Raw genomic sequence first — 18,706 nt, forward strand, 5'->3', positions numbered from 1 at the left:
CGCTTGCGGCGCGTCTCGAACCACGAGGCCAAGCACTTGCGCGGTCGCCAAGGGGCATATGCGATAGCCCTGCCCGCTCGCGGGAGAGGGGGCGCAGCCCGTTCGGGGCCTACAGCGTCTTGATGAACTCGATCAGGGCGCGGCGCTCGTCTTCCTTCAGCTCCGGCCCGATCACGCCGGTGCGCTTCTCGTTGGAGAATTCGTGTCCGGAATTGCTGTTGCCGCGCTTGGTGGTGTCGAGCATGAAGGCGTTCTTGATCTTGTCCTTCCAGACATAGCCGAGATCCTTGGGATCATACTCCCGGCTGCCGAGATAGAAGGTTGCGGGACGATCCTTCACCGGCGACAGCAGTGCGTAGATGGTCGGGACCGAGCCGTTGTGCAGATAGGGCGGGGTCGCCCAGATGCCGTTGAGCGGCCGGACCTTGTAGGCGAGCGGCGCCTGGATCTCGTTCGGCCGGTAGCCGTTGATGCGCTTGCGATCTTCCGGCGGGGTCTTGTTCTGGTCGTACCAATAATCGACGGTCTTCTCGACGAGGTCGCCGAGCGCCGGACCGAAACTGCCGTCCTTGATGTTGAGATTGGCCGGCGTCTCGACGGTGCGGTGCGCGAGGCCCTCGGCTTGCGCGCTGTCGGTGCCGATATGGCTGATCGGAATCATCTCGACATCGAGCAGCGGCTGGCCGGCCTCGTTCTTGATCCAGCGCTTCTTGTCCTTGAACAGCGCAAAGGCTTCGCTCGCGGGCAGCGCCTTGCTGTCGATCGCCGGGCCGTGGCAGCCCTGGCAATGCGTCTTGTAGAGCTCGCCGCCCTTCTTCGCGAGATCCATGTTGATTGGCGGCAGGATGGTCTCCGGCCATTTCGGCGACGCCAGTCCGCCAAAGCCCTTGTCCTCGCTGGGCGGCTCGCCGGCGATCATCCGCTCCATCTCGTGCAGCACGTCTATCCGCGCGCTCGATTTGTAAAGTCCCTTGGACTCGTCGAGCAGGTTGAGCTCGGCGCTGACGCCGAGCGCCTCGCCGGCGTTGCGCACCATCGGCTGCATGATCGAGCCGTCATATTGCACCCAGCTGAACCACGGTGCGTTCCAGATTCGCGGGAAATGCACCGGCGCCGAATGCGAGGCGTAGTTGTTCGGGTTGTTCAGGTCGATCGAGAACACCTGGTTGCCGATCCGGTTCAGCGCGTCGAGCCGCGCATAGCCTTCCTCGACGCTGTTGGCGGCGACCTTGTTCTCCAGCGAATTGATGTTGGCGTATTGCTTCAGCACGAGGTCGAGCTGGCCGCGCAGCGCCATGCGCTCGTCGAGGCTGGCATCCTTGCCGAGGATCTCGTCGGCAAAGCGCGAGAAGCGCCCCGGCCAGAACCGCGTCAGCAGCAGCGAGACGCCGACGCTCTTCTGGAATTCGAACAGATTAGTGTTGGCCGGCCCGCCGTCGATCACGATCTCGGTGCCGCGATAGCTGAAGCTTCCGGTGTGGCAGGCGGCGCAGGTGAGGCCTACGCCAGTCATGTCGGCCTTGCTGTGCGGGTTGCGCCATGGCGCGCCGTTGGCATCGGCCATCGGGCCGCCCTGCGCGAAACCGATCGGCAGCGCATCGGGTTTGCCCGGAATCACCGTGTCGGGAATAAAGCCGAAGCGGCCGAGATAATTGGTCTCGCTGAGTCGCGGCGCCGCGGTGAACAGCGGCCAGACCGTCGGTTGCTCCAGCGCCATGAACCATTCATGGGGAATGCCGAAGGTTCGCGTGCCCTGGTCGGCGTGGTAGAACCAGCGCAGCCGCTCCGCGCTGACATTCTGATCCAGCCACACGGTCTTTGCCGGCGGCTGGTAGTCGACGACCTTGACGCGGAAGCCGCTCGCGACCGTCTCGATATCGTCCTTGAAATAGAGGACGCCGGCGACAATCAACAGTCCGATGACGAATATCGTCTTGCGAGGCATGCCCCGTTCCCCCAATTCGCGGTACCCGCGCCTCATATGGACGAGATGTTAAAATTCGCCGAAAAACGAGTTCTCGTTAAGCGTGTGATGCGGTGTGCGCCATCCTACAGTGGCGGCGCTTGGTCTAACAACGGAAATGTTGCAAAGGAAACGTTGGCTGGCTGTGAGCCAGTTCACTTGCGGCGTGCCGGTTGCGGCGGCATTTGCGCGCATCGAGGCCTGCGACTAGAAGTAACGGAGCAACAATTCTTCGAGATGTCATCTTGAACGCGTCAGCTGCACAACAGCTTTCGATCACTGTCTCGGACGACAGCACGGTGTCCGCGCTGCTGCTGCGGCCGGCGCAGGCCCGTAGCGCCTATGTGTTTGCCCATGGCGCCGGCGCCGGCATGACGCATCCGTCGATGGCCGTGATCGCGGAGGGCCTGGCGGAGCGCGGCATCGCGACATTGCGCTATCAGTTTCCCTACATGGAGAAGGGCAGCAAGCGGCCCGATCCGCCCGCCGTCGCGCAGGCAACGGTGCGCGCCGCGGTGGCGGAAGCCGTGCGTCATTGCGGCGAACTGCCGCTGTTCGCCGGCGGCAAGTCGTTCGGCGGACGCATGACGTCGCAGGCGCAGGCCAGGGCGCCGCTCGCCGGCGTGCGCGGGCTGGTGTTCCTCGGCTTTCCGCTGCATCCCGCCGGCAAGCCGTCGAGCGAGCGGGCCAAGCATCTCGCCGAGGTCAAGGTCCCGATGCTGTTCCTGCAGGGCACGCGCGATGCGCTGGCCGAGCTCGACCTGCTCGAGCCGGTGGTGAAGGGATTGGGCGCGCGCGCGACGCTGCATCTCGTGCAGGAGGCCGACCACTCCTTCCATGTCCTCAAGCGCTCCGGCCGCAACGACCGCGAGGTGATGACCGAGGTGCTCGATGCCTTCGCGGGCTGGGTCGCGAAGCATTCGTGAGTCGAAACACATGACCAGGATCCTGATCGTCAATCCCAACACCACCGTGTCGATGACCGCGACCATCGCGGCCGCTGCGCAAGCGGTGGCCGCACCTAGCACCGAGATCGTCGCCGTCACATCTGCGATGGGACCGGCCTCGATCGAGGGCTTCTATGACGAAGCGTTCGCCGTTCCCGGGCTGATCGAGGCGCTGCTGAAGACGCCCGATGCCGATGCCGGCATCATCGCCTGCTTCGACGATACCGGGCTCGATGCCGCGCGGTCGGCGGCGCGCTATCCGGTGGTCGGGATCTGCGAGGCGGCGCTGGTCACCGCTGGTCAGATCGCCAAGCGCATCGGCATCGTCACCACGCTGCCGCGCTCGATCGTCCCGCTGGAGGAACTGGTCCGCCGCTACGGCTTTACCGACCGCGCGGTGGTCACCGCCTGCGATGTCGCGGTGCTCGATCTCGAGAAGCCGGGCTCGGGCGCCAGACCGAGGCTGGAGGCGGAGGTCGCCCGCGCGCTGGATAAGGGTGCGGACGCCATCGTGCTCGGCTGCGCCGGCATGGCCGATCTTGCCCATGAGCTGTCGGTGCAGTTCGGCGCGCCTGTGGTCGACGGCGTGGCCGCCGCGGTGAAGCAGGCGGAGGCGCTTGCCGGCCTCAAGCTCACGACGTCGCGCCGCGGTGCTTACGCGTCGCCCGCGGCCAAAGCCTATTCCGGCCTGCTGGAGAAATTTGCGCCGCCGTCAGGCTGACGCAACCCCGCCATAGATCCGGTCGCGCAGGCGGCGCATGCCGGACAGCCAGCGCTCGCGATTGGTGGCCTTGCGCTGCATGTATTCCTGCACCTGCGGATGGGAGAGAATCAGGAAACGTTCTTCGGCCATCGCCTCGATCACCATGCGCGCGACCTCGCCCGGCTGCAGCACGCCGTCAACGCGCGCGGCACTCGGGCCCGGCGTGGTCATCCCCGTCTGCACCGATTGCGGACAGAGCACGGAGACGCGGATGCCGCGATCGCCATACTGGATGGCGAGGTGTTCGGCGAGCGCGACCGCGGCGTTCTTGGTCACGCCGTATGGCATCGAGTTCAGCGAGGCCAACAGCCCCGCGGCGGATGCAGTGTTGATGAGATAGCCGGAGCCGCGCGCGAGCATGCCGGGCACCAGCGCGCGCGCCGCGAACACGTGGCTCATCACATGCACGCGCCAGCTCACATCCCAGTCGGCATCGGACGCGGTTTCTTGTCCCTTGCGCGACAGCCCGGCATTGGAGAAGAACACGTCGACCGGGCCATATTTGTCCTCGGCCGCGGCGATCAACGCCTTGATGTCCTCCTCGAGCCCGACATCGGCGGTGACCGCCAGACCGTCGATATCGCCGGCGACGCTGGCGAGCCTGTCGCGCGAGGTCTTGAGATCGGCGACCACGACGCCGCGCGCACCGGCGTCCGCATAGGCCCGCGCCACCGCTTCGCCGATCCCGCCCGCGCCGCCGGTGACGACGCAGACCTTGTCCTTGACTTGCATGGTTCGATGTCCCTGCTTGTTATCGTGGTGGGTCGGATTGTCAGCCCTGATACAGGCCCTTGTCACGCGCCTTCTGGATTGCGAGCGCGGCCATCAGGTCGAGCATCGGGGTCGAAATGTCGGCTGCGCGGGCAAACGCCGCCGGTGCGCGCACCAGCACGTCGATCTCCATGGCGCGCCCGAGTTCGTAATCCTGCAGGATCGACGGCTTGTGGTCCGGCGCTGGCCCTGAGCGGGTGACGCGCTTGACGGCGGGGATATAGCGTGTCGCCACCGCATTGGCTTCGTCGAGCAGGCGCGGGATCACGTCCTGCATGTCAGGATCGTCGCGGACGCCGCGCGCGGTCAGCCCGGTCAACAGGCAGAGCACCGACATCGACATGTTGGTCAAGAGCTTCGACCAGATCGTCTCGCGGATCTGCTTGACCTCGGGCGATTCGATCGCGGCGTCGTTGAGCGCCGCGCGCAGGCGGGCGATGCGCTCGCTCTGCCGATCGTCGCATTCACCGATCAAGAGGCGGTTGCGGTCCGGCGACAGGTTCGCGACGACGCCAGGCGCGACCACCTCGTTGGAGGAAAAGATCACGCCGCCGATGATGCGCTCCTTCTGGATGACGCTGCGCAAATGCCCGCCGGGATCGAGGAAGCCGAGGTCGGGGATGGCGGGATGCTGCGGCGGCAGGCCGAGATCGTACCACCAGGGAATGCCGTTCTGCGCGAACACGATTGCTGTGTCGCGCCGAAGCAGCGGCGGGAGCCCGGTTGCGAGCGCGCCGATGCCGGTCGCCTTCAGTGTGCTGATGACGATGTCTTGCGGCCCCAGATCGGCAGGATCGGCTGAGGCCTTCACCTTCGCGGTGACGCTGCTATCGCCGACCTTCAGCGTCAGTCCGCCGGTCCTGACCGCGTCGAGATGCGGCCCGCGCATCACGCACGCCACATCGTGACCGGCGCGCGCGAGCCGGACCGCGAAGTGGCTGCCGACGGCGCCCGCGCCGAAAATGCAAATACGCATGAGTGGAACAATTCTCCGCAATGTGCCCGTCAGTTTCCACAAGCGCGAGGCATCGCGCAACCCGTCATGCGCGTGGCGCGGTCGCGCGCGCTCGAAAGTGATGGATCAAGGCATCTGCTCTCGCCATAGTGCAAGGCTAGTACGAGACAACAGCAATGCCGAACGAGGGAGCAACGTCATGTCGGCCAGCCCAGTCCTGTGGAGCCTCGATGCGCGCGGGGTCGCGACCGTCACGCTGAATCGTCCCGAGGTCAACAATGCCTATGACGGCGCGCTGATTGCAGGCGTGCTGGCCGCGATCGACGATCTCTCGACCAAACCGGTGCGCGTCGTCGTGCTGAAGGGCAACGGCAAGCATTTCCAGGCCGGCGCCGACCTGAAATGGATCAACGGCGTACGGCCGAAATCGTTCGAGGAGAACGAGGCGGCATCGCGCGCCACCTTCGAGGCGGTGCAGCGCCTCAACACGCTGCCGGTCCCGACCGTAGCGCTGGTGCAGGGCGGCTGCTTCGGCGGCGGCACTGGCGTGATCTCGGCCTGCGATATTGTGATCGCGGCCGACAATGCGCTGTTCTCGATCACCGAGGTGCGCTGGGGCCTGACCGCGGCGATCATCATCCCGCAGCTCTGCGACGCGATCGGCGTCCGCCAGGTGCGCCGCTATGCGCTGACCGGCGAGCGGTTCGGCGCCGAGGATGCCCGCCGCATCGGCCTCGTCCATGAGGTCGTGCCATCAGCCGATCTCGAAAGCGCCGGCGCCAAGGTCGTCGAGCAACTGCTCGGCAATGCGCCGGATGCGATGGCCGAGACCAAGAAGCTCGCGATGGAGAGCTCGTTCGGCGGCATGGCGGTGGACGATGAGGCCTACAAGCGCCTCGTTCATCTGCATTCGGCCAAGCGGCAGACCGCGGAAGCTGCCGAAGGGCTTGCATCCTTCGCCGAGAAGCGCGCGGGCCGCTGGGGCGGCGGCGCGTAAGCTCAGCAGCCGCGGCAGATGCCGCGCATGCTGCGATAGACCTCTTCGTCGTCGCGGCGCATCTGCTGCAGCTGATCGAACGTCTTCGATTCGCTCGACCGCGTCACCGGCGGCTCGGGCTTGCGCTTCGCCGCAAGGTCCTGCTCTTGCCGATGGTAGCAGGCCTCGCGCTCCGCCTTGGCCTCAATGAAGCGGCAGGTCTCGATTGCCGCCGCGGGCCCAGCGACGATGATGAGACCGAACGACATTGAGATCAGGAGTTTCAAGCGGGCGATCCTTTCGCGTCCTTGTCTCAGCTCGGCACGCCAACGGCAAGGCCGGCGTCGCATCACAGCGGCTGCGATAGCGATTTTTTCAATGTCTTCAGCAGCGCCTGCACCGCGGCGGCATCGATGCGGCGCTCGGGAACGGCGGCCTTGACCCACAATTCCGGAATCGGAAAGTCGGTGAGTACCGGCTGCAAGGCGCCGTCGCGCAGCGCGTCCGCGACGAGATAATGCGAGAGCAACGCAATGCCGTTGCCGGCGATCGCGCTTTGCGTCAGCACGCGGCCTTCGTTCGAAGAGAGAATCGGGCGGACCTGGATATTGATGCGGCCGCGCGGTCCCTCGAATGGCCATTCCGGTCCGGTCGGCAGAAAGCTGAGGCAGCGATGATCGACCAGGTCGCGCGGATGCTTCGGTATGCCGTGCTTCTTCAGATAAGCCGGCGAGGCGCATACGAGGCGCGGCAGCCGGCACAAAGGTTCGTCGACGACGCCGCCAAAGGAATGCGGGAAGGCGCCGATCGCGAGGTCGAAACCTTCGGTCACGGGATCGACCGGGCGATCGATCATCACGATCTCGAGCTTCACGCTTCCGTTCTGCTTCTGGAAGATCGTGAAGGCATCGGCGAGCCGCGCCACCGTCAGCGAGGTCGGCGCCTTGACGCGCAGATGATCGGAGAGGTCGCGCTGCTTCTCGCCCATCCGCGACAAGAGATCGCCGACATCGGCAACCACGCCGCGGGCGCGATGCACATATTGCTGGCCGGCCTCGGTCAGCCGCAACTGGCGGGTCGAGCGGTGGAACAGCGCGGTGCCGATCCGCTCCTCGAGCTGGGTGACGCGCTTGGCGACGACGGATGTCGCGATATTGAGCTTGCGCGCCGCGGCGGAAAAGCCGCCGGCATCGGCGGTGGCGAGGAAGGCTTCGAGATTGACCAGCGTATCCATCTGCCTTGCTTGGGCCTTTCTCGATTCGCGAAAGCTGATTACATAATTTGGTGGATTGTACTGCAATCTGCATCAATTCATAGTTGGCCCAATCAACTTTGTTCAGGGCGGAAATGATGCGAGCGAGCACGATCGAAGAACCTGCGCGGCAGGTCCCAGTCTATGGCGAATATGACGTGGTGGTGCTCGGCGGCGGACCGGCCGGCATCGCGGCAGCGGTCGGCGCGGCACGTGCCGGACGGCGGACCTTGCTGATCGAGCGTTACGGATTTCTCGGCGGCATGGGCACCGCGGCCGGCGTGACCAATTTCTGCGGCCTGCACGCCAACATCTTCGGCGAGATGCACCGCGTGGTGCAGGGTATCGCCTCCGACCTGCTGGCGCGGATCGACCGGCTCGGCGGGCTGAACGCGCCGCATCTGATCCTCGGCAAGATATTCGCGCAGGCTTACGACACCGCGGCCTACAAGATCGCGGCCGACGATCTGCTGGCGCATCACAAGGTCGACATCCTGTTCCACGCGCTCGGCGCCGGCGTCGTCATGGATGGTTCGCACATCCGTGCGCTGATGGTCGAAACCAAGGCCGGCCGGCAGGCCGTGCGCGCCAGCATCTTCATCGATTGCTCCGGTGACGGCGACCTCGCGGTGTGGGCGGGGGCGCCCCATGAAGTCGGCGACAACCAGGGCGGCATGCTCTACCCCTCGATGATGTTCCGCCTCAACGGCATCGATCCCGCGAAAGCCGGCGATGCATGGCGCACCATCCCGGAGCGGATGGCACAGGCCGAGGCCGCCGGCACCCACACATTCCCGCGCAAATCCGCCATCGTGCGGCCGCAGAAATCGCAGATCGAATGGCGGGTGAATTTCACGCAGGTGACGCGGAGCGACGGCGGCGCCATTTCCGGCATCGATCCCGACGACATGACGCGCGGCGAGATCGAGGGCCGCCGCCAGGCGGTCGAAGCGTTCAAGTTCCTGCGCACGGTGCCGGGCTTCGAGAATTCCTACATCGTCGATCTGCCGCCGCAGCTCGGCATCCGCGAGACGCGGCGTGTGATCGGCGGCTACCTGCTGTCAGGCGAGGATGTGCTGGGCTGCGCCTCGTTCGAGGATTCGATCGGCGTCAATGGCTGGCCGAAGGAATCCCATGTGCCGGGCGATGTGATCTTCGAGTTTCCGCCGATCCCGGAGAGCCGCGGCTATAACGAGTTGCCGTACCGCATGCTGGTACCGGAAGGCGTCGACAATCTCCTGGTCGCCGGCCGCTGCGCGTCGATGACCCATGAAGGGCAATCGGCGGCGCGGGTCTCCGGTGCCTGCTTTGTGATGGGTGAGGCGGCGGGAACCGCGGCCGCGCTCGCGCTGTCGGGCAATACGATTCCGCGCGACATTTCCGTCGAAAAGTTGCAACAACAGCTCGGCACACAGGGCGCGTTCATAGGCCGCGATCAGGCCGTGCCTGAAGGATTATGAGTGGAGACGGCAATGAGAGGTTGGGTGCGGCTCGCACTCGCGGGCATGCTGGTGTGGACCGCGAGCGGCATCGCGCGGGCCGACGATCTGCTGAAGGCGAAGATCGGCGTGTTGCGGCTGTCGTCTTCGGCGCCGGTGTTCATCGCGCAGGACAAGGGCTATTTCCGCGACGCCGGGCTCGACGTCGAGCTCAAATTCTTCGACGCGGCGCAGCCGATCGCGGTTGCGACCGCGTCGGGCGATGTCGATTTCGGGATCACCGCCGTCACCGCCGGCCTCTACAATCTCGCCGGCAAGGGCACGCTGAAGGTGATCGGCGGCATGAGCCGCGAGAAGGCCGGCTATCCCCTGATCGGCTACTTCGCCAGCAACAACGCCTATGCGAGCGGCCTCAAGACGCCGAAGGATCTGGCGGGCAAGCGCGTCGCGGTGACCCAGGTCGGCTCCAGCTTCCATTATTCGCTCGGCCTGCTCGCCGACAAATACGGCTTCAAGCTGTCCGAGGTGAAGGTGGTGCCGCTGCAGTCGCTGTCGAACGCGGCCGCGGCGCTGAAGGGCGAAACCGTCGACGCCGCGCTGCTGCCGGTCTCGACCGCGCGGACGCTGATGGATTCCAACGGCGCGAAATTGCTCGGCTGGGTCGGCGACGAGACGCCGTGGCAGTTAGGGGCCATCTTCGCGTCGCCGAAGGCGCTGACCAACGCACCGCTGGTGACCAGGCTGCTCACCGCGCTCACCCGTGCCGACCACGAATATCACGACGTGATCCTGACTGCGATCAAGGACGGCGTGGCGCCGATCAACGACAAAACCAGGCCGCTGCTCGAGATCATCGCCAAATACACCAACCTGCCGGTCGCGCAGGTGGTCGGCAATTGCGCCTATATCGATCCCGACGGCAAGCTCGACGTGAAGAACCTCGACAACCAGATCAAATGGCTGCAGGGGCAGGGCTTTGTGGATAAGGGCTTTGACGCGAATGCAATCATCGCCAAGGACTATGTGAAGGCGGATTGATGTCGCGACGTGTGCACCACTCTGACCCCGTCACCCTGAGGAGCCGCGCAGCGGCGTCTCGAAGGGTCGACGGCCGAACTGCTGCATCGGGGCCGTTCATCCTTCGAGACGCGCTTCGCGCTCCTCAGGATGACGGATCGACACGGAGATCACGGTGACATGGACCTGATCGCCGACCATATCAGCCATCGCTTCGGCGCGCTCGACGTGCTCGACGATGTCTCCTTCACGGTGCGCGCCGGCGAGATCGTCGCGATCGTCGGTCCGTCCGGCTGCGGCAAGAGCACGCTGCTGTCGATCCTTGGCGGCCTGCTGCGGCCAGCTACAGGCGCCGCCGAGCTGCGCGGCGCGGCGCCGGCTGATAGCCTCAATCCGCTGACCTTCGTGTTCCAGGATTTTGCGCTGCTGCCGTGGAACACGGTCGAGGAGAACGTCGCGTTTCCGCTGCTGCATACGGGCTTGAGCGCCGGCGAGCGCCGCGCCGTGGTCGACGATGCGCTGCGCCGCACCGGGCTCTCGGATTTTCGCGCCGCCTATCCGAAGCAGCTGTCCGGCGGTATGCGCCAGCGCGTCGGCATTGCGCGCGCACTGGCGGTTCGCCCGGCGATCCTGCTGATGGACGAGCCGCTGTCGGCGCTGGATTCGCAGACGCGCGAGCTCCTGATGGAGGACTTCGTGCGTCTGCTCGCCGACGGCGCGATGGGCGCGGTCTATGTCACGCATAATCTCGAGGAAGCGGTGCGGCTCGCCGATCGCATCGTGGTGCTGTCGCGCCGCCCTGGCCGCATCCGGGAAATCGTGACCATCCCGATGACGCGCGCCGAGCGCGGCACGATCGACGCGCGCGGGCCGATGGCCGCGCTGCAGAGTGAGCTGTGGTCGCTGATCCGGAAGGAGGCGATCGATGCCGAGCGCGAGGTCCAGCATGCTTGACCGCGCGCTGCAGGAAGCGAAAGACCAATCGGCGGAGGCGGCGCGCCCGGTCGCCTTTCGCGGCGCCGGCTTCACGCCTGGCGGCAGCCGCCATGCCGGCTGGATCGCGCTCGCGCTTGTGATCGCGATCTGGCAGTTCGCTGGCAGCGCAGGATGGGTCAATCCGCTGTTCCTTCCGGCGCCGTCGGCGATCGCGGTTGCGATCTACAAGCTCGCGATGTCGGGCGCACTGTGGCAGCACCTGTCGTGGTCGATCATGCGGATCGGCACCGGCTGGCTCATCGGCACGGCCGCCGGCGTCATGGTCGGCTTCGCGATCGGGTTGTCGACCATGGCGCGCGGCGTCGGCATCACCTTCATCTCGGCGCTGTTTCCGATTCCGAAGATCGCGCTGCTGCCGCTCCTGATCCTCTGGCTCGGGATCGGCGAGGAGCCGAAGATCGCAACCATCGCGCTTGGCGTGTTCTTCTCGACCGCGATCTCGGTCTATAGCGGCGTCGATGCGGTGCCGCGCAACCTGATCCGGATGGCGCAGAGCTTCAACGTGCCGTTCCACGCCATCGTGCGCCGCGTGATCTGGCCCGGCGCGCTGCCCTCGATCCTCGCCGGCTTCCGCATCACCGCGTCGGTAGCGCTGCTGCTCGTGGTCAGCGCCGAGATGATCGGCGCGCAATACGGCATCGGCGCCTTCGTGCTGCAGGCCGGCAATCTGATGCAGACCGATCAGCTGCTCGCCGGCGTCGTGATCCTGTCGCTGTTCGGGCTTGCGGTGGGGAAGCTGATCAATTTGCTCGAGACGCGCCTGCTGCACTGGCGGTGAGGGCACGCTGCCGCCACAACCCCCGCTGTCGTCCCTGCGAAAGCAGGGACCCATAACCACAGGGCGTGGTTGTTGGAAAAAGGCTGGGGCCCCAACGCGTTCAACCAATCGAGATTGGTGGTAATGGGCCCGGCCTTCGCCGGGACGACGTGGGGTGGGCGCTGCGTGCCTTGCGCAGACGATCGTTACGCGTTGCCCCTGTCCTCGCGGAACAGGTCGAGCTTCTGTTGCACCGGGCGGTCGGAGAACGAGAACAGCACGGAGTCGGCATCGGCCTCGTGGGTGACCCAGTGCCAGCTCGGCACCACGAACAAATCGCGCGGTCCCCACTCGAAGGTCTGGTCGCCGACCCTTGTGCGGCCCTTGCCCTCGATCGCGGCGAACACGGTCGCATCGGTTGCGCGATAGCGTGCGGTCTTGAAACCCTTTGGCAGCAGCTGGATGAAGGTGCCGATGGTCGGCATCGCGAAATCGCCGGTCTCGGGATTGGAGAACTTCAGCTTCAGGCCGTGGCAGGCATCCCACTCGTCGCCGACCTTGGCCTTCTCGAGCGCCTCGCGGGTGTATTCATAGGGATAGTTGAAGATCGGCGAGGTCTTCGAGGTCCGCTTCTGGTCGATCGGCAGCAGATTGTGTCCGTAGCGCGCGAAGCTTGCGCCGGCCGGCTTGGAGATCGACTGCTGGTCCTCCTTGGCGCCTTCGGCAAACGAGCAGTCGAAGAACTGCACCATCGGGATGTCGAGCCCGTCGAGCCAGAACATCGGCTCATTGGTTTCGTTGGAATGGTCGTGCCAGGTCATCGACGGGGTGATGACGAAATCGCCCGGCGACATCGCGGTGCGCTCGCCGTCGACGGCGGTGAAGGCGCCCTTGCCCTCGAGCACGAAGCGCAGTGCCGATTGGGCATGGCGATGGGCGGGGGCGATGTCGCCCGGCACCACCATCTGCACGCCCGCGAACAGCGAGGTCGTGATCCTGGACTGGCCGCGCAGGCCTGGATTTTCCAGCACCAGCACGCGGCGCTCGGCCTCCTTGGCCGTGATCAGCTTGCCGGCCTCGTTCATGTAGTCGCGGATCTGGTCGAACTTCCATAAGTGAGGACGGCAGGCGCTTTTCGGCTCCGGCGTGATCAGATCGTTCATCACGTTCCACAGCGCCGAGAGGTTCTGGCCGTCGATCTTCTTGTAGAACGCCTCGCGCTCGGGGGTCTTCTGCACGGCTTCCATGGCAAGCCTCCCATCATTCTTGTTGGTGCAATTTAATTGACAGTATACTGACAATATGGCTAGCGTCAATCAAACAAGCCCATAGCGCTTTCGAGCGAAGTGGATACCGGTTCGCGTGAAGAAAACGCGTCAAAACCAGATGATGCAGGGGAGGTTCCGATGAAGCTGCATGGCTATTTCCGGAGCAGCGCGTCCTACCGGGTCCGGATCGCCCTCAATCTGAAGGGGCTCACCTCAGAGCATCTGCCGCATCATCTGCGCAAGGGCGAGCAGTGCGCGCCGGCCTATCTTGCGATCAATCCGCAGGGGCTGGTGCCGACGCTGGAGAGCGACGCCGGCGCGATCCTCACCCAGTCGCTCGCGATCATCGAATGGCTCGACGAGACCAATCCCAACCCGCCGCTCTTGCCGAAGGATCCGCTGCGGCGCGCAAAGGTGCGGGCGTTTGCGCAGGCGATCGCCTGTGACACGCATCCGGTGCAGAATTTGAAGGTGCTGGCGCGGCTGCGTCAGCTCGGCCTGCCCGAGGCGCAGGTGACGGAATGGGCGGCTTGGGCCAACCGCGAGGGACTGTCGGCCTGCGAGACCCTGATCGCGGCGGAGTCCGGGCCGTTCTGCTTTGGCGATGCGCCGACGCTTGCCGATCTCTGCCTGGTGCCGCAGCTCGCCAATGCGCGGCGCTTCGGTGTCGACGTCTCGGCCTATCCGCGCCTGCTCAAGGCCGAGGCCGCGGCCAAACAGGTCAAGGCGTTTGCCGACGCTGCCCCGGACAAGCAGCCCGATGCCGAATAACAAGCCAACGCCCGTCACGATGGACGCGGTCTACACCGCGCCCGGCTACCTGTTCCGGCGGATGCAGCAGATCGCGGTCGCGCTGTTCATCGAGGAGTGCAAGGCGTTCGACTTGACGCCGGTGCAATATGCCGCGCTGGTCACGATCTCGACCCATCCCGGCATCGACGCCACAAGGCTCTCCGCGGTGATCGCGTTCGACCGCTCCACGCTCGGCAACGTGATCGAGCGGCTGCAGGCCAAGGAGTTCATCGTGCGCAAGCCTGCGCCCGAGGACAAGCGGGTCAAGCTGCTTTATCTTACCAAGGCCGGCGCGGCGGTGCTGAGCGATATCATGCCCTCGGTCGACAAGGCACAGGCGCGGATGCTGCAGCCGCTGAAGCCGGCCGACCGCAAGACGTTGCTGGCGTTGTTGACCCAGCTGGTCGACCTCAACAACGAGGCGTCGCGCGTACCGCTGCGCGCCGAGGACGCGCTCGAACATCTCGGGAGGTCGGGCTGATGGCGGAGACGAGACCTGTCCTGATCGCGGGCGGCGGCATCGGCGGCCTCGCCGTGGCGCTCGGCCTCGCGCAGAAGGGCATCCGCTCCATCTTGCTGGAGAAGGCTGCCGCGCTCGGCGAGATCGGCGCCGGCATCCAGCTCGGCCCGAACGCGTTCCACGCTTTCGACTATCTCGGCGTCGGTGAGGCCGCGCGCAACATGGCCGTCTATATCGATCAGCTCCGGCTGATGGATGCGCTGACCGCCGACGAGATCACCCATATCGATCTCGGCGATGCCTTTCGCGCGCGGTTCGGCAATCCCTATGCCGTGGTGCATCGCGGCGATCTGCACGGGGTGTTCCTGCGCGCGTGCCAGAATCACGAGCTGATCGAACTGCGCGTGTCCAGCGAGGTGACAGGCTACGAGCAGGACGGCTCGTCGGTGACCGCAAAGCTCGCGAGTGGCGAGCGCATCGGCGGCCGCCTCCTGATCGGCGCCGATGGCTTGTGGTCGAACATCCGCAAGCAGGTGACGGCGGACGGCCCGCCGCGCGTCTCCGGCCACACCACCTATCGCTCGGTCATCCCGACCGAGCAGATGCCGGAGGATCTGCGCTGGAACGCGGCGACGCTGTGGGCCGGCCCGAAATGCCACATCGTGCATTATCCGCTGTCGGGCTGGAAGGTGTTCAACCTCGTCGTCACCTATCACAACAACGCGCCGGAGCCGGTCGCGGGCAAGCCGGTGTCCGAGGAAGAGGTGATGAAGGGTTTTACCCATGTCCACGAGCGGGCGCAGAACATCATCCGCCACGGCACCAACTGGAAGCTTTGGGTGCTGTGCGACCGCGATCCCACCGGGCGCTGGATCGACGGCCGCGTGGTGCTGCTCGGCGACGCCGCGCATCCGATGCTGCAATATTTCGCGCAGGGCGCCTGCCAGGCGATGGAGGACGCGGTCTGCCTGTCGCACATGCTGGCCAGTCACGATGACCAGACAGCGGCGCTCGAAGCCTACAGCGCGCAACGCTTCCCGCGCACGGCGCGCGTGCAACTGATGTCACGCGCGATCGGCGAACACGTCTACCATCCCTCAGGCGAGCACGCCCGCTTCCGCAACGCGATCATGAGCGCGAAGTCGCAAGCCGAGTGGTGCGACGATATCGCGTGGCTGTACGGCGGGACGGGGCTAAAGGCGTAACTGCCCGGCAGTCGATACACGCGGCGCTCGCCGCATTCTCCCTCGTCGTCCCGGACAAGCGAAGCGCGATCCGGGACCCATAACCACGAATGGTTGTTGTTGAGGTGAGCTGGAGCCCCAGCTTTCGCGCCACAAATATTTGTGGTTATGGGTCCCGGCTTTCGCCGGGACGACATCGAATGTGTGGCCGGATGGTGGAACAGCTAATTGTTCGTCGTCCCGGACAAGCGAAGCGCGATCCGGGACCCATAACCACGAATGGTTGTTGTTGAGGTGAGCTGGGGCCCCAGCCTTTGCGCCACACACATTTGTGGTTATGGGTCCCGGCTTTCGCCGGGACGACATCGAATCTGTGGCGGCAGTGTTGCGCAGTCAGGCGCACTCACATCCGCATCACCGCCTGCCGGTCGATTTTGCCGGTGCCGGTCTTCGGCAGCTCGTCGATGAATTTGACCTCGCGCGGATATTTGTACGGCAACAGCTTTGTCTTGACGTAATCCTGCAGCCGCCGCGCCGCTTCGGCCGTGTCGAAGCCGGCCTTGTTCATGACAACCACGGCGCGCAGCGTCATGCGCCGGTCAGGCAATTCGGCGGCGTAGACGGCGCATTCGCGGACGTCGGGGTGATCGGCGAGGCAAAGCTCGACTTCGAGCGGATAGACCCACTGGCCGGAGATCTTGATCAGATCGTCGGCGCGGCCGCGGAAGAAGTGGAAGCCGTCGCTGTCGCGCATGAAGCGGTCGCCGGTGTAGATCCAGCCGTCCTCGCGCACGGTCTCGGCGGTCTTGTCCGGCCGGTTCCAGTACAGTGGCGTCGCGGAATCGCCGCGCACCCACAAGATGCCTTCCTCATTGTCGCCGACCTCGCGGCCGTCGCTGTCGCGCAGCATGACCTCGTAGCCAGGCACGCGCAGGCCGGCGGCGCCGAGCTTCTTTCGCTCCGCGCGGTTGCTGAGATAGACGTGCAGCACTTCGGTCGAGCCGAGGCCTTCGATGATCTCGAGCCCGGTGAGCCGCTTCCAGCCGTTGAACACATCGGCCGACAGCACCTCGGCAGCCGAGACCGCCATCCGCAGCGAGGAGAAATCGGTTTGCCCGGCGCCCTCGGCCTTGGTCAGCGAGATGTAGAGCGTCGGCAGGCCGAAGAACACGGTCGGGCGATATTGTCCGATCGCCGCGAAGATCGCAGCCGGCTTCGGCTGGCCGGGCAGCAGCAGCGTCGCAGCGCCGACCGAAAATGGAAACGTGATCGAATTGCCGAAACCATAGGCGAAGAAGATCTTCGGCACCGAGAAGCAGATATCACCGGGCTCTAGCTTCAGCACATTGCGGGCAAAGGCGCGCTCGCTATAGGCCATGTCGTGCTGCAGATGCACGATGCCCTTGGGACGGCCGGTCGAGCCCGACGAATACATCCAGAACGCCATCTCGTTGCGGTGGGTGTCGGCCGCGTCGAGCTCGATCGGAAATCCTTGCAGCCAGTCGCCGGCGTTGCGCGCCTCGGCGACGGCGTGATCGCCGGCGGAGCCGTTGACCACGACCAGCGTGCGTAGCGGCGTGTCCTTGCAGGCTTCCGCGTTGAAGCGCGCACAGAATTCCGCATCGGTGACCGCGACCTGTGCGCCGGCGTCGGACAGATAGAATTGCAGCAGCTCGGGCGTGGTCAGCGTGTTGATCAAGAGCGGCACGAAGCCGGCGCGCACCGCGCCGAAAAATGCCGCGGGATAGGCCGGGGTGTCGTCGAGAAACAGCAGGACGCGGTCGCCGCGCTGCAGTCCAAGCGACCGGAAGGCGTGGCCCCAGCGTGCGGCCTCAGTGCAGAGCTCGCGATAGGTCCGCGTGCCGGCCGGGCCGGTCAGCGCCAGGCGCTCGGCATTCCCGTTGCCGAGATTGTCGAACAGGATGCAGCTCGCATTGTAGCGCTCGGGGATCGTAAAGCCGATCTCGCGCGCACCGGGATTGTCCAGCGGAACCTGGTCGGAGATTCCGGTCATGATTGTCCCTTTGCGGCTGCGTAGCGGGCCATGAAGGCGGGCGACATCGTGCGCAGCCGCGCGTCGTCGATCCGGCCGGAGCGGGTGATGTAGCTGTAGGCGAAATCCATCAGATCGAGCGTCATGTGCGCGGGGAAATGCTCGTACCAGTCGGCACTGGTCCGCGCCGCGGTGACGAGCTTCTTCACGATCGGCTTGCGCTCGCTCTCGTAGCGGGCAAGCGCGGCGGCGATGCCGCTCTCGGTCTCCAGCGCCTTGGTCAGCGCGATCGCATCCTCGATCGCAAGCCGCGTGCCCGAGCCGATCGAGAAATGCGCCGAATGCAAGGCGTCGCCGATCAGCACCATGTTGCCGTGCGACCAGCGCTCGTTCCAGATCCACGGGAAATTGCGCCACACCGATTTGTTCGAGATCAGCCGGTGGCCGTCCAGCGTCGCGGCGAATACGTCTTCGCAAATCGCCTGCGACTCCTCGATGCTCTTGTCGGCGAAGCCGTAGGCCGCCCAGGTCGCCGCATCGCACTCGACCAGGAAGGTGCTCATGTCCTTCGCATAGCGATAGTGATGGGCGTTGAAGCTGCCGCGCTCGGTCGCCACGAAGGTCTGCGACAGCGTCGCGAAGGTTTTCGTGGTGCCGTACCAGGCGAACTTGTTTGAGGAATGCGAGACCGACGCGCCGAAGGTGGCCTCATAGCCGCGGCGGACCATTGAATTCAGCCCGTCGGCGGCGACGATCAGGTCGTAACCCCTGAGCTCATCGACCGATTGCACCACGGTGTCGAAGCGCGGCGTGACGCCTGTGCTGCGGACGCGCTCTTGCAGGATCGTCAGCAGCGCCAGCCGCCCGATCGAGGAGAACCCGACGCCGTCGATCTCGACGCTCTCGCCGCGCAGATTGAGCGTGATGTTCTTCCAGCTCTCCATAAGCGGGGCGATGGCGTCGACCGTCTCGGGGTCGTCGGCGCGCAGGAAGTCCAGCGCCTGCTCGGAGAACACCACGCCGAAGCCCCAGGTGGCGCCGGCGGCGTTCTGCTCGAACAGGTCGATCTCGGCGTCGGGATGACGCTTCTTCCAGAGATAGGCGAAATAGAGCCCGCCGGGCCCTCCGCCGATCACGGCGATCCGCAACGTCTGCCTCCCAGATTGACAGTGT

At 65.4% G+C, this 18,706-nt stretch carries 18 protein-coding genes; 10 read left to right on the forward strand and 8 right to left on the reverse strand.

The genetic code is table 11. The features are described 5' to 3' along the window. Positions 1-109 precede the first annotated feature (109 nt). On the reverse strand, positions 110-1,945 hold the full coding sequence (locus tag IF803_RS13590) for a di-heme-cytochrome C peroxidase (RefSeq protein ID WP_461192472.1): 1,836 nt from the start codon (positions 1,943-1,945) through the stop codon (positions 110-112). Between the two features lie 263 nt (positions 1,946-2,208). On the opposite strand from IF803_RS13590, the gene IF803_RS13595 reads away from it, so the two are divergent. Together IF803_RS13595 and IF803_RS13600 are read left to right on the forward strand one after the other, a co-directional pair. Continuing rightward, positions 2,209-2,889: an alpha/beta hydrolase family protein gene (locus IF803_RS13595; RefSeq protein WP_461192473.1), complete on the forward strand. Its 681-nt coding sequence runs from the start codon at positions 2,209-2,211 to the stop codon at positions 2,887-2,889. A 10-nt stretch (positions 2,890-2,899) separates the two neighbouring features. Beyond that, the gene (locus IF803_RS13600; protein WP_461192474.1) at positions 2,900-3,631 is read left to right on the forward strand and encodes an aspartate/glutamate racemase family protein; all 732 of its coding nucleotides are present in this window, start codon (positions 2,900-2,902) and stop codon (positions 3,629-3,631) included. On the opposite strand, the gene IF803_RS13605 is transcribed toward IF803_RS13600, so the two are convergent. Both IF803_RS13605 and IF803_RS13610 read right to left on the reverse strand, forming a co-directional pair. Beyond that, positions 3,623-4,405 (reverse strand): SDR family oxidoreductase, encoded by a 783-nt coding sequence (locus IF803_RS13605; protein ID WP_461192475.1) that lies wholly within the window; start codon positions 4,403-4,405, stop codon positions 3,623-3,625. The two genes, IF803_RS13600 and IF803_RS13605, sit on opposite strands and share 9 nt — an antisense overlap. A gap of 40 nt (positions 4,406-4,445) precedes the next feature. Beyond that, positions 4,446-5,420: a 2-dehydropantoate 2-reductase gene (locus IF803_RS13610; RefSeq protein ID WP_461192476.1), complete on the reverse strand. Its 975-nt coding sequence runs from the start codon at positions 5,418-5,420 to the stop codon at positions 4,446-4,448. Positions 5,421-5,598: 178 nt separating this feature from the next. On the opposite strand from IF803_RS13610, the gene IF803_RS13615 reads away from it, so the two are divergent. After that, positions 5,599-6,396, forward strand: coding sequence for an enoyl-CoA hydratase-related protein (locus tag IF803_RS13615; RefSeq protein WP_461192477.1), 798 nt, complete (start codon positions 5,599-5,601; stop codon positions 6,394-6,396). A gap of 2 nt (positions 6,397-6,398) precedes the next feature. On the opposite strand, the gene IF803_RS13620 is transcribed toward IF803_RS13615, so the two are convergent. Beyond that, complete coding sequence (locus IF803_RS13620; protein WP_063709675.1) at positions 6,399-6,662, reverse strand: hypothetical protein; 264 nt, start codon at positions 6,660-6,662, stop codon at positions 6,399-6,401. A gap of 62 nt (positions 6,663-6,724) precedes the next feature. Continuing rightward, positions 6,725-7,609 (reverse strand): LysR family transcriptional regulator, encoded by an 885-nt coding sequence (locus tag IF803_RS13625; protein WP_461192478.1) that lies wholly within the window; start codon positions 7,607-7,609, stop codon positions 6,725-6,727. 116 nt (positions 7,610-7,725) lie between these two features. Between IF803_RS13625 and IF803_RS13630 the strand changes: the two genes are divergently transcribed. From IF803_RS13630 to IF803_RS13645, 4 genes are all read left to right on the forward strand, one after another. Then, positions 7,726-9,087 (forward strand): FAD-dependent oxidoreductase, encoded by a 1,362-nt coding sequence (locus IF803_RS13630; protein WP_461192573.1) that lies wholly within the window; start codon positions 7,726-7,728, stop codon positions 9,085-9,087. A 12-nt stretch (positions 9,088-9,099) separates the two neighbouring features. Continuing rightward, positions 9,100-10,104 carry an ABC transporter substrate-binding protein gene (locus IF803_RS13635; RefSeq protein WP_461192479.1) on the forward strand — a complete coding sequence of 335 codons (1,005 nt, stop codon included), beginning with the start codon at positions 9,100-9,102 and terminating at the stop codon, positions 10,102-10,104. A gap of 159 nt (positions 10,105-10,263) precedes the next feature. Then, the gene (locus tag IF803_RS13640) at positions 10,264-11,037 is read left to right on the forward strand and encodes an ABC transporter ATP-binding protein (protein ID WP_461192480.1); all 774 of its coding nucleotides are present in this window, start codon (positions 10,264-10,266) and stop codon (positions 11,035-11,037) included. Next, complete coding sequence (locus IF803_RS13645) at positions 11,030-11,857, forward strand: ABC transporter permease (protein WP_461192574.1); 828 nt, start codon at positions 11,030-11,032, stop codon at positions 11,855-11,857. The genes IF803_RS13640 and IF803_RS13645 overlap by 8 nt, the downstream gene beginning before the upstream one ends. A 185-nt stretch (positions 11,858-12,042) precedes the next feature. On the opposite strand, the gene gtdA is transcribed toward IF803_RS13645, so the two are convergent. Beyond that, positions 12,043-13,083 carry a gentisate 1,2-dioxygenase gene (gtdA, locus tag IF803_RS13650; RefSeq protein WP_461192481.1) on the reverse strand — a complete coding sequence of 347 codons (1,041 nt, stop codon included), beginning with the start codon at positions 13,081-13,083 and terminating at the stop codon, positions 12,043-12,045. Between the two features lie 159 nt (positions 13,084-13,242). Between gtdA and maiA the strand changes: the two genes are divergently transcribed. The 3 genes from maiA to IF803_RS13665 are packed head-to-tail and all read left to right on the forward strand — an operon-like array spanning position 13,243 to position 15,561. Next, positions 13,243-13,875 carry a maleylacetoacetate isomerase gene (maiA, locus tag IF803_RS13655; RefSeq protein WP_461192482.1) on the forward strand — a complete coding sequence of 211 codons (633 nt, stop codon included), beginning with the start codon at positions 13,243-13,245 and terminating at the stop codon, positions 13,873-13,875. Beyond that, the gene (locus IF803_RS13660; protein WP_026191972.1) at positions 13,865-14,377 is read left to right on the forward strand and encodes a MarR family winged helix-turn-helix transcriptional regulator; all 513 of its coding nucleotides are present in this window, start codon (positions 13,865-13,867) and stop codon (positions 14,375-14,377) included. The genes maiA and IF803_RS13660 overlap by 11 nt, the downstream gene beginning before the upstream one ends. Beyond that, entirely contained in the window at positions 14,377-15,561 is a 1,185-nt protein-coding gene (locus IF803_RS13665; protein ID WP_461192483.1) for a 3-hydroxybenzoate 6-monooxygenase, read from the forward strand. The genes IF803_RS13660 and IF803_RS13665 overlap by 1 nt, the downstream gene beginning before the upstream one ends. 382 nt (positions 15,562-15,943) lie before the next feature. On the opposite strand, the gene IF803_RS13670 is transcribed toward IF803_RS13665, so the two are convergent. Both IF803_RS13670 and IF803_RS13675 read right to left on the reverse strand, forming a co-directional pair. Further along, a complete protein-coding gene (locus tag IF803_RS13670; protein WP_461192484.1) occupies positions 15,944-17,554 on the reverse strand; it encodes a benzoate-CoA ligase family protein in 1,611 nt (536 codons plus the stop codon). Continuing rightward, positions 17,551-18,681: an FAD-dependent monooxygenase gene (locus IF803_RS13675; RefSeq protein WP_461192485.1), complete on the reverse strand. Its 1,131-nt coding sequence runs from the start codon at positions 18,679-18,681 to the stop codon at positions 17,551-17,553. The genes IF803_RS13670 and IF803_RS13675 overlap by 4 nt, the downstream gene beginning before the upstream one ends. Positions 18,682-18,706: the final 25 nt, after the last annotated feature.

The organism is Bradyrhizobium sp. UFLA06-06 (assembly GCF_054820065.1).

Bases quoted from the DNA above. Each gene is read 5' to 3' on its own strand.
- IF803_RS13590 (WP_461192472.1), bottom strand. From the start codon at position 1,945: ATGCCTCGCAAGACGATATTCGTCATCGGACTGTTGATTGTCGCCGGC.
- IF803_RS13600 (WP_461192474.1), top strand. From the start codon at position 2,900: ATGACCAGGATCCTGATCGTCAATCCCAACACCACCGTGTCGATGACC.
- IF803_RS13605 (WP_461192475.1), bottom strand. From the start codon at position 4,405: ATGCAAGTCAAGGACAAGGTCTGCGTCGTCACCGGCGGCGCGGGCGGG.
- IF803_RS13610 (WP_461192476.1), bottom strand. From the start codon at position 5,420: ATGCGTATTTGCATTTTCGGCGCGGGCGCCGTCGGCAGCCACTTCGCG.
- IF803_RS13615 (WP_461192477.1), top strand. From the start codon at position 5,599: ATGTCGGCCAGCCCAGTCCTGTGGAGCCTCGATGCGCGCGGGGTCGCG.
- IF803_RS13625 (WP_461192478.1), bottom strand. From the start codon at position 7,609: ATGGATACGCTGGTCAATCTCGAAGCCTTCCTCGCCACCGCCGATGCC.
- IF803_RS13630 (WP_461192573.1), top strand. From the start codon at position 7,726: ATGCGAGCGAGCACGATCGAAGAACCTGCGCGGCAGGTCCCAGTCTAT.
- IF803_RS13635 (WP_461192479.1), top strand. From the start codon at position 9,100: ATGAGAGGTTGGGTGCGGCTCGCACTCGCGGGCATGCTGGTGTGGACC.
- IF803_RS13640 (WP_461192480.1), top strand. From the start codon at position 10,264: ATGGACCTGATCGCCGACCATATCAGCCATCGCTTCGGCGCGCTCGAC.
- IF803_RS13645 (WP_461192574.1), top strand. From the start codon at position 11,030: ATGCTTGACCGCGCGCTGCAGGAAGCGAAAGACCAATCGGCGGAGGCG.
- gtdA (WP_461192481.1), bottom strand. From the start codon at position 13,083: ATGGAAGCCGTGCAGAAGACCCCCGAGCGCGAGGCGTTCTACAAGAAG.
- maiA (WP_461192482.1), top strand. From the start codon at position 13,243: ATGAAGCTGCATGGCTATTTCCGGAGCAGCGCGTCCTACCGGGTCCGG.
- IF803_RS13660 (WP_026191972.1), top strand. From the start codon at position 13,865: ATGCCGAATAACAAGCCAACGCCCGTCACGATGGACGCGGTCTACACC.
- IF803_RS13665 (WP_461192483.1), top strand. From the start codon at position 14,377: ATGGCGGAGACGAGACCTGTCCTGATCGCGGGCGGCGGCATCGGCGGC.
- IF803_RS13670 (WP_461192484.1), bottom strand. From the start codon at position 17,554: ATGACCGGAATCTCCGACCAGGTTCCGCTGGACAATCCCGGTGCGCGC.